The sequence below is a fragment of the Thiohalomonas denitrificans genome, from assembly GCF_900102855.1.
Classification (GTDB): domain Bacteria; phylum Pseudomonadota; class Gammaproteobacteria; order Thiohalomonadales; family Thiohalomonadaceae; genus Thiohalomonas; species Thiohalomonas denitrificans.
This window is the reverse complement of record NZ_FMWD01000002.1, coordinates 170,060-182,420: the sequence shown is the minus strand read 5'-3', so window position 1 is coordinate 182,420 and position 12,361 is coordinate 170,060. Positions and strand designations below refer to the sequence as shown.

Here is a 12,361-nt window from a genome sequence, read left to right as displayed (position 1 = left end):
CTTCGCCTTCGCCACTGGAGGGTGGTTCGTCGGCGCACTGATACCGGATCCTGATGGTATCGCCGCTACGCTCGATGATTTCCTGAGTGCAGTAGCCATCCCTTTGCGGCATCTCTCCACGCGCGGCTTTCTCTTCGCTGACGCAGAGCTTTACACTCTGGCCGGAGGGCCCGAACTGGACGCCTTGAGCCTTTATCATCTGTTCCATTCTCTTGCGTTGTTGGGGCGGCATGTTCGCCAGTTGCTGCTGTATTTCGCGCATGGCGCTTTCCACCTCTCCGCTCTGCGACGTTACGGTGAAGTGGTGTTTCCACAAGCCCGGACGCATATCCGGTTGTGCGAGTGCCTCGGAACCGATGATGCAAATGGCCAGTACTGCGGTCAGGGAAAATCCCGATTTCACGTCGAATCTTTGTTTCAGCGTGTCGCCTCTTCGACAGGATAGATGGGCCGGCGCCGGATGCCTCTGTTGCAATTGGATGGTGGTTCATCTGTCCTGATTCTAGCGGCGGCTCAAATCGATGCGCATCCGCTTGAGCGCCTCCCAGACAGGGAGGGCGAAAAGACCGCCGACAATACCGGCGACAAAGCTGGGGATATTGGTGTTGAAGATCGCCTGCCAAATCTGCCCGAACAGAAAGCTGGCGATCAACATCGCGACGATCGTGATCAGGATTCGCTGCCAGAAGGGCAGACCCCGGGTGGGCTTGGTTTGCTCCTGCATTCCCTGTTCCGCAGTTTAAAGACGGGCTGAACCTCTTGTATAGCCAAAGAGTAGCCGGCGTTCCCGCCTCCTGCCCAGGCGCCAACCAGAGAAAGCGTTTCCTTTTGAACGCTGATAATAGTGATTTACCTGGCGTCTGGCGGTGCCTCGAGCATGGAGCCCGCAAATTCCGCTGCTAACCTAACGGTAGGCTGTTAGAAAACCATCCGCACCGGAAACCAAGGGAAGTCTCGCCCATGAAAAGGACGCAGTGTAACGTCGCACGCCGGGCCCTTGCCGCCCTCATCGCCCTGAGCCTGCCCATGCTCCTTCTTGCTGCGGAGAAGAGCCCGCCTCATCCGGATACATCCGAAAGCGAACTGATGTACAAGGGGGCTCCGGTCGATGTGCCCTCGGAGGAGCGCGAAGTTATCCGCACCGACCCGGACATGAACCAGGCGGAGTGGAACCAGGCCAAGGAGATCTATTTCCAGCGCTGCGCCGGTTGCCATGGAGTGCTGCGCAAGGGCGCCACCGGCAAGCCGTTGACCACCGACATTACCCGTGAGCGAGGCCTTGACTACCTGAAGGTTTTTATTAATTACGGCTCTCCCGCCGGCATGCCCAACTGGGGCAGCTCCGGTGAGCTGAGTGAGGAACAGGTGGACCTGATGGCCCGCTTTCTACAGCACGAACCACCGCAGCCTCCCGAATTCGGCATGGAGGCGATGCGCGACACCTGGAAGGTGCTGGTGGCGCCGGAGAATCGTCCGAAAGAGAAGCAGAATGACCTGAACATCGATAATCTGTTCTCCGTGACGCTGCGGGATGCGGGCCAGGTCGCTCTCATCGATGGTGATTCCAAGGAAATCGTCAACATTATCGAAACCGGTTATGCCGTACACATCTCGCGTTTGTCCGCCTCGGGGCGCTACCTGTACGTTATCGGCCGTGATGCCAGGGTGGACTTGATTGATTTGTGGATGAAAGAGCCGGCCAAGGTGGCCAGCATCAAGATCGGCATGGAGGCCCGTTCGGTGGAGACCTCCAAATACAAGGGATACGAGGACCGTTACGCCATTGCCGGTGCCTATTGGCCGCCGCAGTATGTGATTATGGATGGTGATACCCTGAAGCCGCGCACCATCGTCTCCACCCGCGGCATGACGGTCGATACGCAGGAATATCATCCCGAGCCGCGAGTTGCGGCCATCGTATCTTCCTACCAGCACCCCGAGTTCATTGTTAACGTCAAGGAGACCGGCAAGATTCTTCTGGTGAATTACGAGGACATCGAAAGTCTCCAGACCACCACGATCGGTGCCGCCCGTTTCCTGCACGATGGCGGCTGGGATGCCTCCGAGCGTTATTTTCTCACTGCCGCCAATGAGTCTCACATGGTCGCGGTGGTCGATTCCAAAGAGCGTGAACTGGTGAAACTCATCGACGTCGGGCGGACGCCCCACCCGGGACGCGGGGCTAATTTCATCGACCCCGAGCACGGTCCGGTATGGGCTACCGGTCATTTGGGTGACGCCTCTGTTGCCTTGATCGGCACTGACCCTTCAGGGCACCCCGACAAAGCCTGGAAGGTGGTACGCACGCTCCAGGGGCAGGGTGGCGGCTCGCTGTTTCTGAAGACGCACCCGGAGTCCGGCAACCTGTGGGTCGATACGGCCCTGAATCCGGACGAAGAGATCTCCCAGTCGGTTGCCGTGTTCGACATCGATAACCTGGATGCCGGCTATGAGGTCCTCCCCATCGCCGACTGGGCCGACCTCGGGGAGGGCCCCAAGCGCGTGGTGCAGCCGGAGTATAACGTCGCCGGCGACGAGGTCTGGTTCTCGGTCTGGAACGGCCAGGACCAGACCTCTGCGCTAGTGGTGGTGGACGACAAGACCCGCGAACTGAAGAAGGTTATCAAGGACAAGCGCCTGGTCACCCCGACCGGCAAGTTCAATGTCTATAACACCCAGCGGGACGTCTACTAGGAGCCTGTTTTCGGAAAGGCTCCCAGGAGCCTGGAGCGATCAGCCCCATGTCGTAGTTGCCAGCTGTGGCCAGCGCGGATCGGTCGAGGCTCGGACGAAAGCACGTTTTGGCCGCCACATAGTGGCCGAGTCGGCATTCGGTGACGCCTGCGTTGTATCAGAGAGCGGGTGCGTCAAGGCCGGCCCGGCGGGTCCGCTCGAAACCGTGCACGCCTCCTCCTGGCCTTTCTGTCGGATTCCTCTGTTGAACGCGGCGGTTCATTTCCGGCTCCAACTCTGTCCGCCATCGGGCACCGTGCCCGGTACAGACGTGACTCCAGGTGCCGACGGGTGTAGCCAGCAAGCACTCAAGTTCCGGGAGTGTATAGCCCTCGATATTGCAAATAAGGTTCCCTGCGGCAGGTCTGGTTCGAATTGGCAGCCGTTTCCACTTGTGCATTGTTGCATGCCCGAAAGGTCGCAATCTGAGCCGGATTCCAGAATCGCAGCCAGCCTGGAAATCTGTGCGCTTGTGGCGATAGAAAGCGGGAACGAATCGGAATTGAAATCGTTCTACGGTATGTTAGTCAAAAACATCGATCGACCAGAGGCCTGTTCGCGGCACCTTGACGGACTGCATCGAATAAACATCGGCAGCGAGCCGGGCCCTGCGTCCATTTTGTGAACCGGGAGAGTATTCATCATGAAGAGCAAGAAAGGCCTGTTTCAGCGCACATCGTTCGCAGCGGCTTTGCTGCTGTCTGCCACTTCCGTGGTTAGTGCGCAGGAAACAGTGACCGAGCGGTTGTCGCCCGAGACGCGGCAGATACTGGTTGAAGAGATGCAGTTGCTGGCGTCTGCCATGGGGCCACTGCACACCGCCATCATTACCGGAGAGCACCACGCGGTTGCTGAGCGGGCGCACGAGATTTACGACAGCTTTGTCCTCAAGCAGAAGCTCAGTGCCGCTCAGCGGAAAGAGATTGGTACTCTCCCCCAGCATTTCATCGAGGCCGACAGCGAGTTTCACGAGTTGGCGGCGCATCTGGCCGAGGCGGGTAAACAGGAAAATCCGGCACTGGAGCGTTTCTATTTCGAAGAGATGACTCGCTCCTGCCAGAGCTGCCACCAGGATTTTGCCGGGGGACGGTTCCCGGGTCTGGTCGGGGGCACCAAAGACACGCACAGCCACTGATCAGCTGCGCAGCGGTTCGGAGCGGGGAGGAGTGTTGTAGTCCGCGCGATGCTGTCCGGCCGGGCGCTTAGCGGAAGCGCCCGGCCTTGATCAGTCGTGCCTGCCAGTACGGGTTGGAGAGTGACTCGTAGCTGACATGCTTTCCGCTGGAAGGGGCATGCAGAAAACGCCCTTTTCCGGCATAGATGCCGACGTGTGAGGGTTTGCCGTCGATACGGAAAAAGAGCACATGCCCGGGTAACAGACCGGTCTGGCCCACCGGATGGGTGGCGGCGAACTGGGCAGCGGTGGTGCGCGGTACCTCGAAGCCCGCCTGGCTGTAGGCATACCAGACGAGCCCACTGCAGTCGAAGCCGCTTCGGGGTGAATGGCCACCGTAATGGTAGGGCTTGCCGACTTGCCTTTCGGCGATACTTATCACCGGATCATCAGGGGGGGCACTCTGCTGTGTTGGCTGAAGAGTGCAGCCAACCAGGAGCATTCCGGCCAACAGTACGGAAATCGCGGTTCGCATTTCCACCATCATCCCCATGCCATGGCGAAAAGCGTTGAACCGGTTCACGAATCGTTCCAGAAAATGGCTCTGCCCGGCTAAAAGATAAGGGCGAGCAGACCAATCACTACCAGCAGCCCGATAAGAAAGATGATGAACGCACCCCATCCCAGTGCCTTGAAAACCATTCCCTTGCCCCTCCGGTTTGTCTGCCCTCGAGTCTAGTGCACTTTACCAGGCAGGCAACCGTCTTTCCCCGTGCATCTATAGTCCACAAGGTCAGCCGCTGATAAACTTGGACTCGCTTCCGGCTTGAGGAAAATCGCGCTGCATGGTTGAAGCCGCACTCGACCCCGCCCCGACGGCGGCCCTCCCGCGAGAGGGACGAATACCCGGAAACAGGGGCATCTGGGTTGGCATTACCTGTGTGTTTGTCGAGTTCGCGATGATGTTCACGATCTATTTTATCGCCCGTGCCCATCATCCCGAGGCCTTCCACGAAGGACCCGGCCGACTGTCCAGTGCTGCTGGCACTGTGATCACACTTCTCATGGTTACCAGCAGCTATTTCATTGCCTGTTCCGTGAAGTCGATTGGCCTCGGCCGCAGTCGTAGCGCGGTAAGGTGGCTGGTTGCCGGTTTATTGGTCGCCTTGCTCTATCCGCTGGTGAAATATCTGGAGGTTAGCTGGAATCTCGGTAACGGGATAGAGGGTGATTCGGGCATTTTCTTCACCACTTACTACTATCTGACGCTCAATCACCTGGTGCACGCCTCGTGGGGCATTCTGGGGATGCTGTTTGTGTTGGTGCGCCTCGTATTTGGCGGTTATTCGGCCGAGGAGCATTCGGGGATGGAGGCGCTGGCCAGTTACTGGCACGCGACCGACATCATCTGGCTGGTTATTTTCCCTCTGTTTTACGTCCTGGCATAAATGAGAGAAAAACCGCTCAGTTTTGCTTTTCTGACCATGGCCTGGCTGGCGCTGGTTGCGTTGACACTGCTCAGTCTGGGGCTAGGCGAATGGTTTGGCGCGGCACCCTGGCTGCCGCTGTTGATGGCTGCCGTCATGTGGGCCAAGGGAATCATTGTTGCCGGATGCTTCATTGAATCTGGTGTGGCACATCCGTTCATCCGGCACCTGGTTCGTATCTTCGTTGCCCTGTCGCCGCTGGCTTTGGTGATAACCGCCTTTTTCGGTGACGACATCGCCCGTTGGTCTGCTCTTTAGGCGAGTGGTTGCGGCTGATTAGCTGTTTCGTCGCAAAATGTCCCCTCAATGCCCGCCGATAGTATAGATGCCGCTGTTGCTCATTACTTCCAGGGAGCTGACGTAATTGCGGCTGGCCTTCATTAAAAGCAGGGCGCCACGATGGAAGGGCAGAGTGCCTGCATTCTGAATAGTGCGCTGGCCCTCAACAGAGAAGGTAAAATCGACAAACCTGCTAAGCAGGGGGTCGGACTCATAGTCCTGTGGAGCAACCAGAAACAGGATGCGGTACAGGGGATATTTGCCTCTTTTGAAAGTGATGAGAGAGGGGTCGACGCCCTCGAGATCGAGCATCTTCAGGGCTCGTTGTCGGCTACTGCTAATCCCGCTGACGGCGAAACCGTCCGGATCGCCCTCGACCGCCTTTTCAATCTTTCCAGAGGATTGCAGTACAGTTGCCCGTTGGGCGAACGGCTGATCCGGATTATCGAAAAGCTGCTGGCGAAGGGTAAGGCCGACACCGGATATCTTGCCTTTACGCACGTAGAGGTTGATGGGCCGATCCGGGCTACCTCCCAGCTCTCCCCAGGTGGTGATCTTCCCGGTCAGAACGTCCTTCAGTTGTTCACGAGTGATATCGGAGACCGACTGATTCTCCGGATGTACGGTGACGACTAGCGCATCCCACCCGATCGGGATCAACTTGAGCTTCTCTTCCGAGGAGATCGCACCATCGCCGCTTGCGTTCAGCAGCGGTAACCGGCAACTTCCTCCTAACTGGGCTTTTCCGGAGCTGATGGAGCGCAGGCCGAGGGTTGCACCGCCACCTGCGAGGTCAAATTGGGCACCGGTTTCGTTCTCGAACGCATCTGCGAGCGCCTGCATATAGCCGAGTTTCGATATACCGCAACCGACCCAATTCACGGTATCATCTGCTCGTGCCATGTTCACAGTAACAGTGAGCGAAATGATAACGCCCCAGAAAATACCTCTATCCATGTTATTCCCTCTTGCGATTTTGACTCTTTTTCAGAATCCCGAAACACTCTAGAGCATGTTAGGAAAAGGTCAACCGGAGTATAGCCGGCAAGTGCTTATTGGTGCGGATTTCCTTAAGGAAGCATTCAGCTCTGGTTCAGAAACCCGCGTTAGAATAAGGCATCCAAGGCTTCAGAAAGAGAACAAAACCATGAACTGGAAGAGAGCGGCCCTGTGGGCCTGTGTTGCATCACTGACGATGACGGCAGCGGCGATGGCGGAGAAAGAGCAGCTGCCGAACGGGACCCGGGAGTTGCCGGGTGTTCAGAAGGCCGCCGATTTTGTACCGCCTGCGTCTCCGGATTACAGGGATGCATGCGGAACATGTCACTTTGCCTATCCGGCGGGGTTGCTTCCCCCGCAATCCTGGGAGCGGATATTGACCGGCCTGAATGACCACTTTGGTGAGAAGGTCGAGCTATCAAGGCGCGAGCTAAGTAACGCTCGCCGTTATCTTTTGAACAACGCTGCCGGCCGGGGGCCTCATCCATTGCCCTACGAACTGCTGCGCTCGCTCGGTGAAGAGGTGACGCCGCTTCGGATTACCATGATTCCGTATTTCGTTGAGAAACATGCCGGCCTTCCGAGGGAGGCGGTTCGGGGTAATCCGCAGGTGCGCTTCCTGAGCCACTGTGATGCCTGTCACACCCGTGCCGACGAGGGTCGTTTCTCCGAAGATGAGGTTGAAATCCCGGATTTTACGGACCGCTAACTACGTCGAGTCCGGTATTCGCCATCCCGGGGTGTAACCCGGTTCTTTCGGGTGCCAAGTGCAGGGCCGACAAGGCAGGAAGGGGAATTGGATGAGTTACACGTTAGCCGAGATTGGTGAACACTTCGGTCTGAAGATCGAGGGCGATCCCGCCCTGATGATCGAGGGGCTTTGTGGATTGACGGATGATCTGTCCGGGCGCCTCTCCTTTGTCGGATCCCCAAAGCTCCTGGAACAGGCGGCGCAATCGCGGATTGATGCCTTCATCACCAGACCGGAACTGAAAGTGGAGGGCAAAGCCAATCTCTACAGTGACGACCCGGAGTATGCCATCGCGCAGATTGCGGAGTGGTTCAGGCCGGCGCCCATGCAGCAGGACGAATGGATTCATCCCAGCGCCGTTATTGGCGATCACGTCGATTTGGGCAGAAAAATACGCATTGGCCCGGGGGTCGTTATCGGTCGCCATGTGCGAGTAGGCGACCATACGGAGATCCTCGCAGGAACCGTCATTATGGACCACGTTTCCCTTGGCGAAGACTGCCTGATCAACCCGAATGTCACGATCCGCGAGCACTGCAGCATCGGCGACCGGGTGATTCTGCAACCGGGAGTGGTTATCGGCGGAGACGGCTACGGCTATTTACTTCGAGATGGCGAACACAAGAAAATTCCCCAGATAGGCGGCGTGATCATCGAAGATGACGTCGAGATTGGAGCCAATGGCGCCGTCGACCGCGGTCGGTTCCTGCCGACCCGTATCGGGCGGGGCACAAAAATCGACAATTTCGTCCACGTGGCTCATAACGTGCAAGTGGGGGAGCACTGCCTGCTGGTTTCGCACGTTGCCATTGCCGGCAGTACGAAACTGGGCAATCACGTCACACTGGCCGGTCAGGTCGGCTTGGTTCACCACATTGAGATTGCGGATGGAGTCATCGTCCTTGGACAGTCGATGGTTACCAAGAGCATCAATGAGAAGGGAGTCTGGGCCGGCAGCCCGGCGCAGCCCGCCGAGCTGTGGCGACGCTCTGTGGCGCTGGCGTATAAGCAGGCAAGAAAGAAATAACAGCGCTCGGCATAAGGTCGGGAATGAGTGCCGGGCGGTTTGGGGATGCCTGTTCGTGCTCGTAGAAATACGAATGGTGCGGCGGAAGGGTTCGTGCCTAGACTTTTGCCGGCGCTGCCCTTGCCAAACTGCGGGGGCGCAAACAGGGATGTGTATTAATGCAGAAGTACATCGTCACCGAACTGACTGCCGGGTCACATCCACCTCAATGGCTGATTTCCGGGTGGGAAAGGTTGGTGCGGGAGCATGGAACGATTCGCTTGTTTCAAACCCCGATGTGGGTTTTGAATTATTGGCAGTTTCGTTATCGCGAAGCGACGAATCTTCGCCTGTTGGTCGGTAAGGATGCAGATCAAATAATCGGAATCATTCCGTGGGTGATCCAGTCCAGTCGCTCCTTTCCTTTTTTCTCGACGTGGCGCACCGTGCATGCCGTCGGAGAGTACGATGCCGACTGGATCTGTCATCCCGATTACCGGGAAACATTCGTCCGGATGGCTTGTGATTACTTCACGCGCGAAAGGCGCAGCTGGTTCCGATACCTGCATAGTGCAATGCGAGAGGACTCCGGTGTCCTTGAGCCCTTGAAGATAGAGTGCCAATCCCGCGGAATCCCCTTTCGATACGAGCCCTCCCGAGAGATTCCTTTTCTTGAAACAACGGACCCGCGTCTCATCGAGCAACGATTGGCCGGGAAGTTTCGGCAAGAGCTCGGCAGGAAGGCGCGGAAGCTCCAGCAACTTGGGCCTGTTTCCTTCGAAAACATCGCTCCCCGCGATGCCGAGTCTCTACGAAGCGCTCTCGGTGAACTTTTTACCGTCGAGGCCTCCGGTTGGAAGGGTCGGGCGGGGACAGCGATTGTTCTTGATCCTCACACGCAGGGATTCTGGCGTGCGTTTACCGGCGACGCCGCCGAACAGGATCTGTTGATGCTGCATTTCTTGCGCCTGGGCGACAAGGCAATCGCTGCACAACTGGGGGCGGTATTCGGGGGAACCTATTACAGCCTGAAGCTGGGCTATGACGAGCAGTTCAGGTCTTATGGTCCTGGTGCCCTGATGATGCGGCACACCATTCAGTTCTGCATCGATGATCCGGCCATATCGACCTACGACTTTACCGGACCGGCGATGCCATACATGAAAGGCTGGACCAGCCGCACCCGCCGGGCAGGTATGGTGACGCTCGGTACCCCGCGGCGCGGAGTCCCACCGTTATTTCAACTCCGCTGGTATGGACGAAAAAAGCTGACCGCGGCACGGGAATTCGGAAGGGCAATCCGCCCCACTCGCTCTGATGCAAGGGGCGTGTAATTCGGAGTCATGTTCTTTCGTTTGCGGTACTAAAACCGGCAGTTTGGGTTGATGTCCTGCTGTCACCCAATCCTGACATCAACCACGTTCGCCCTGTGAACGGGTTCCATCAGGGTCGCCAACCCTATCGCAAATCAGAAGAACTCCTAACTCAATGCGACTGACCGCACATCGAAACATTCCCGGCACTTTTATTCTGCACGCCTCATTCAGACGGCAAAGGGCGGTGCCGCAATCATTTCTCCAGGGAGGGCGATTTCTGGAGGTGTGCGAATGTTTCCCCTGCGTTTGTCGGGTCTGGTCCTGGTTTTAAGTAGTGCGGTGGTTTTGTCCGCCTGTGGCGGTGCTGGCGACACGGAACCACTCGATCCTGCATTCCAGGAACCGGTTGTCGAAGATGGAAGTGCTGGCACTCCGGCCGGTTTTGAGGACGACGACAGTACGGACAGCATTGATGTTACCGACGGCACGGACAGTGCCGACAGTACGGACAGTGCCGACAGTACGGACAGTACCGACGTCGATACCGATGCCGAACAGGTCGATGACAGTTCCGATTCCGGAATCGATGACGCTGTCGATGCTGAACCGGTTAACCGGGCCCCGACCATCAGTGGCACACCATCGACCGAAGTGACCGAAAACAGCGAATATCGGTTTACCCCCACGGCTTCCGATCCTGACGGGGATGACCTCTCCTTCGTTATCGAGAACCGTCCGACCTGGGCACAGTTCGACAGTGCTACCGGCACCTTGAGCGGTACACCGGGCTACGACAATGTGGGGACAACCAGCGGGATTGCGATTAGCGTGACCGACGGCGCACTGACAACGTCCCTGGAATCTTTTGATCTCACGGTTCTCGATGATGGCATCGGAAACGGGACCGCTGCTATCAGCTGGACGCCCCCGACCACACGTACCGACGGCAGCGCACTCACGGACCTTTCAGGATACCGCATCCATTATGGTCAGCAGTCGGGCGAGTACACGGAGATCGTTGAGATCGATGCAGGAATCACCTCCCACGTCATAGAGCAATTGGATGAGGGGCAGTGGTACTTCACCATGACTGCTCTGGACGGCCAGGGAATGGAAAGCGATTTTTCGGAGGAGGGACAGAAGCTGGTCGGGTACTGAGAACGGGTGACCTGCCGCATTAGCTCCGGTTGATGAAGTTATCGAACTGTTTGATAAGGAGCAGCAGCATTCCCGTATCGCAAGTAATTTCCCGAAAGGCATGCTCGGCGAGCGGAAAGATATCGGAACGGGAGGGCCAATCTTCACCAACTTCGACGATCGCCTTGGTCTTCGGAATAAAGACCCACTGCAGCCACTGATGGAATTGCAGGGTGTCATAGCAGAACGGTGCTAGGCTCGATAAGGCCTCCTCGGAGGGCGGATCCGCCTCCCACAATCCGATACGGTGCATTTCTGCCTCGATAGCCAGCAGTAGATCCGCAAGTTGATGGGTTTCGCTGTTCATGATTCCTGATTGAAAACGATGCATTTGGCGGGACTGTCTCATGGTAACACCGTGGTTGCAGAGTCACCATGCAGGCGCTGTCGCTGTCCGACGGAGGAGTGTAGACCCGGAGAGTGGCCACGGGTGAAAATAGCGTGTCTTTTCCGTAACAGAGGACATGTGATGACCCGAACCATCAAAGGAACCCGGACCGAGAGAAACCTGTTGACCGCGTTCGCGGGTGAATCGCAGGCCCGCAACCGCTATACGTACTTCGCCGCAGTGGCCCGCAAGGAGGGACTGGTTCAGATCAGTCATATTTTTGAGGAGACCGCTGATCAGGAAAAGGAGCACGCCAAACGCTTTTTTAAGTTTCTGGAGGGTGGCGAGGTAGAGATTAGCCATTCCTTTCCGGCGGGGAAAATGGGTAATACCCTGGAAAATCTTCATGCCGCGGCCGAGGGGGAGAACCATGAGTGGGCGGACATGTATCCCGCCTTTGCACGGGTGGCGAGGGAAGAGGGATTCGATGATATTGCCGCTGTCTTTGAGGCGATTTCTGTTGCGGAAAGGCAGCACGAGCGTCGCTACCGGATGCTTGCCGAGAACCTCGAGGCGGGTCGCGTCTTCCAGCGAAATGGAAAAGTAACCTGGCGCTGCCGCAATTGCGGCTATCTTCATGAAAGCGAAGAGGCACCCGAGGTTTGCCCGGCCTGCAATCATCCCCGGGCCCATTTCGAACTGCTGGCGGAAAACTGGTGATGGAGGGGAGAATGCGCGCGATACTTTTCTGGCTGGTCCTGTTGGGCTGTTCGAGCACTGTGCATGGCGCTGACTACCTGCGGGATAAAAGTGAGGTACGTTCTCTCCTCGAGGGGCAGATACTCCAGGGCACCTATCTTCGTACAGGGTCTGCCTACACCCTGGAGTTTGCAGAGGACGGCACCCTGCGTAACAGTTCCGGAGCAGAGGGCCGCTGGTGGGTCAATGACCAAGGCCAGTACTGCCGGGAGTGGCTGAGTGGCCGCTTGAAAGGCAATAAGGCCTGTCTCGATCTGATGGCCGAGGATGACGGCGGCATCGCCATCTATTCCCGAGGGAAAAGAGTGGCTGAAGGCCTCCTTACCGGAAGTCGATAGCGTTACTCGATAGCGCCTATCCGCAATTTTTCGGATAGGCGGCTGTCCTGTTGC

Annotated in this window: 14 protein-coding genes and 2 pseudogenes; 10 read left to right on the top strand and 6 right to left on the bottom strand. The window is 57.4% G+C overall.

Annotation, left to right across the window (positions count from 1 at the left end):
- Window positions 1-16 precede the first annotated feature (16 nt).
- Both BLP65_RS17390 and BLP65_RS03430 read right to left on the bottom strand, forming a co-directional pair.
- Window positions 17-328 (bottom strand): annotated as a pseudogene (locus tag BLP65_RS17390) (DUF3617 domain-containing protein); the annotation flags it as partial.
- A gap of 174 nt (window positions 329-502) precedes the next feature.
- On the bottom strand, window positions 503-724 hold the full coding sequence (locus tag BLP65_RS03430) for a hypothetical protein (RefSeq protein WP_092992645.1): 222 nt from the start codon (window positions 722-724) through the stop codon (window positions 503-505).
- 407 nt (window positions 725-1,131) lie between these two features.
- Here BLP65_RS03430 and BLP65_RS03425 point away from each other — a divergent pair.
- Both BLP65_RS03425 and BLP65_RS03420 read left to right on the top strand, forming a co-directional pair.
- Window positions 1,132-2,694: pseudogene (locus tag BLP65_RS03425) on the top strand (cytochrome D1 domain-containing protein); the annotation flags it as partial.
- Between the two features lie 682 nt (window positions 2,695-3,376).
- Entirely contained in the window at window positions 3,377-3,868 is a 492-nt protein-coding gene (locus BLP65_RS03420; RefSeq protein WP_092992643.1) for a cytochrome c, read from the top strand.
- A 67-nt stretch (window positions 3,869-3,935) separates the two neighbouring features.
- On the opposite strand, the gene BLP65_RS03415 is transcribed toward BLP65_RS03420, so the two are convergent.
- Window positions 3,936-4,430: a C40 family peptidase gene (locus BLP65_RS03415; RefSeq protein WP_245688225.1), complete on the bottom strand. Its 495-nt coding sequence runs from the start codon at window positions 4,428-4,430 to the stop codon at window positions 3,936-3,938.
- A gap of 29 nt (window positions 4,431-4,459) precedes the next feature.
- Complete coding sequence (locus BLP65_RS17460; RefSeq protein WP_449649468.1) at window positions 4,460-4,549, bottom strand: small membrane protein YohP; 90 nt, start codon at window positions 4,547-4,549, stop codon at window positions 4,460-4,462.
- Between the two features lie 143 nt (window positions 4,550-4,692).
- On the opposite strand from BLP65_RS17460, the gene BLP65_RS03410 reads away from it, so the two are divergent.
- Complete coding sequence (locus BLP65_RS03410) at window positions 4,693-5,295, top strand: cytochrome c oxidase subunit 3 family protein (RefSeq protein ID WP_092992641.1); 603 nt, start codon at window positions 4,693-4,695, stop codon at window positions 5,293-5,295.
- Window positions 5,296-5,592, top strand: a complete 297-nt coding sequence (locus BLP65_RS03405) for a hypothetical protein (RefSeq protein WP_092992639.1) — start codon at window positions 5,296-5,298, stop codon at window positions 5,590-5,592.
- Between the two features lie 45 nt (window positions 5,593-5,637).
- Here the strand turns inward: BLP65_RS03405 and BLP65_RS03400 are convergent, their stop codons facing one another.
- Entirely contained in the window at window positions 5,638-6,570 is a 933-nt protein-coding gene (locus BLP65_RS03400) for a substrate-binding domain-containing protein (protein ID WP_092992637.1), read from the bottom strand.
- A 190-nt stretch (window positions 6,571-6,760) separates the two neighbouring features.
- Here BLP65_RS03400 and BLP65_RS03395 point away from each other — a divergent pair, with 190 nt between their 5' ends.
- From BLP65_RS03395 to BLP65_RS03380, 4 genes are all read left to right on the top strand, one after another.
- Window positions 6,761-7,321 (top strand): cytochrome C, encoded by a 561-nt coding sequence (locus BLP65_RS03395; protein ID WP_175452420.1) that lies wholly within the window; start codon window positions 6,761-6,763, stop codon window positions 7,319-7,321.
- Window positions 7,322-7,412: 91 nt separating this feature from the next.
- Entirely contained in the window at window positions 7,413-8,390 is a 978-nt protein-coding gene (gene lpxD / locus BLP65_RS03390) for a UDP-3-O-(3-hydroxymyristoyl)glucosamine N-acyltransferase (RefSeq protein WP_092992633.1), read from the top strand.
- Window positions 8,391-8,548: 158 nt separating this feature from the next.
- Complete coding sequence (locus tag BLP65_RS03385; protein WP_092992631.1) at window positions 8,549-9,703, top strand: GNAT family N-acetyltransferase; 1,155 nt, start codon at window positions 8,549-8,551, stop codon at window positions 9,701-9,703.
- A 273-nt stretch (window positions 9,704-9,976) separates the two neighbouring features.
- Complete coding sequence (locus tag BLP65_RS03380) at window positions 9,977-10,843, top strand: putative Ig domain-containing protein (RefSeq protein ID WP_092992629.1); 867 nt, start codon at window positions 9,977-9,979, stop codon at window positions 10,841-10,843.
- 19 nt (window positions 10,844-10,862) lie between these two features.
- On the opposite strand, the gene BLP65_RS03375 is transcribed toward BLP65_RS03380, so the two are convergent.
- Entirely contained in the window at window positions 10,863-11,189 is a 327-nt protein-coding gene (locus tag BLP65_RS03375; RefSeq protein ID WP_175452419.1) for a YqcC family protein, read from the bottom strand.
- Between the two features lie 162 nt (window positions 11,190-11,351).
- Between BLP65_RS03375 and rbr the strand changes: the two genes are divergently transcribed.
- Both rbr and BLP65_RS03365 read left to right on the top strand, forming a co-directional pair.
- Entirely contained in the window at window positions 11,352-11,930 is a 579-nt protein-coding gene (gene rbr, locus BLP65_RS03370) for a rubrerythrin (RefSeq protein WP_092992625.1), read from the top strand.
- 11 nt (window positions 11,931-11,941) lie between these two features.
- On the top strand, window positions 11,942-12,307 hold the full coding sequence (locus BLP65_RS03365) for a hypothetical protein (protein ID WP_092992623.1): 366 nt from the start codon (window positions 11,942-11,944) through the stop codon (window positions 12,305-12,307).
- Window positions 12,308-12,361 lie beyond the last annotated feature (54 nt).

What these genes read in the sequence shown, in the direction of transcription:
- BLP65_RS03405 (WP_092992639.1), top strand. Translation starts at nt 5,296, where the DNA reads ATGAGAGAAAAACCGCTCAGTTTTGCTTTTCTGACCATGGCCTGGCTG.
- BLP65_RS03380 (WP_092992629.1), top strand. Translation starts at nt 9,977, where the DNA reads ATGTTTCCCCTGCGTTTGTCGGGTCTGGTCCTGGTTTTAAGTAGTGCG.
- BLP65_RS03375 (WP_175452419.1), bottom strand. Translation starts at nt 11,189, where the DNA reads ATGAACAGCGAAACCCATCAACTTGCGGATCTACTGCTGGCTATCGAG.
- lpxD (WP_092992633.1), top strand. Translation starts at nt 7,413, where the DNA reads ATGAGTTACACGTTAGCCGAGATTGGTGAACACTTCGGTCTGAAGATC.
- BLP65_RS03400 (WP_092992637.1), bottom strand. Translation starts at nt 6,570, where the DNA reads ATGGATAGAGGTATTTTCTGGGGCGTTATCATTTCGCTCACTGTTACT.
- BLP65_RS03365 (WP_092992623.1), top strand. Translation starts at nt 11,942, where the DNA reads ATGCGCGCGATACTTTTCTGGCTGGTCCTGTTGGGCTGTTCGAGCACT.
- BLP65_RS03430 (WP_092992645.1), bottom strand. Translation starts at nt 724, where the DNA reads ATGCAGGAGCAAACCAAGCCCACCCGGGGTCTGCCCTTCTGGCAGCGA.
- BLP65_RS03410 (WP_092992641.1), top strand. Translation starts at nt 4,693, where the DNA reads ATGGTTGAAGCCGCACTCGACCCCGCCCCGACGGCGGCCCTCCCGCGA.
- BLP65_RS03420 (WP_092992643.1), top strand. Translation starts at nt 3,377, where the DNA reads ATGAAGAGCAAGAAAGGCCTGTTTCAGCGCACATCGTTCGCAGCGGCT.
- BLP65_RS03395 (WP_175452420.1), top strand. Translation starts at nt 6,761, where the DNA reads ATGAACTGGAAGAGAGCGGCCCTGTGGGCCTGTGTTGCATCACTGACG.
- BLP65_RS17460 (WP_449649468.1), bottom strand. Translation starts at nt 4,549, where the DNA reads ATGGTTTTCAAGGCACTGGGATGGGGTGCGTTCATCATCTTTCTTATC.
- BLP65_RS03385 (WP_092992631.1), top strand. Translation starts at nt 8,549, where the DNA reads ATGCAGAAGTACATCGTCACCGAACTGACTGCCGGGTCACATCCACCT.
- rbr (WP_092992625.1), top strand. Translation starts at nt 11,352, where the DNA reads ATGACCCGAACCATCAAAGGAACCCGGACCGAGAGAAACCTGTTGACC.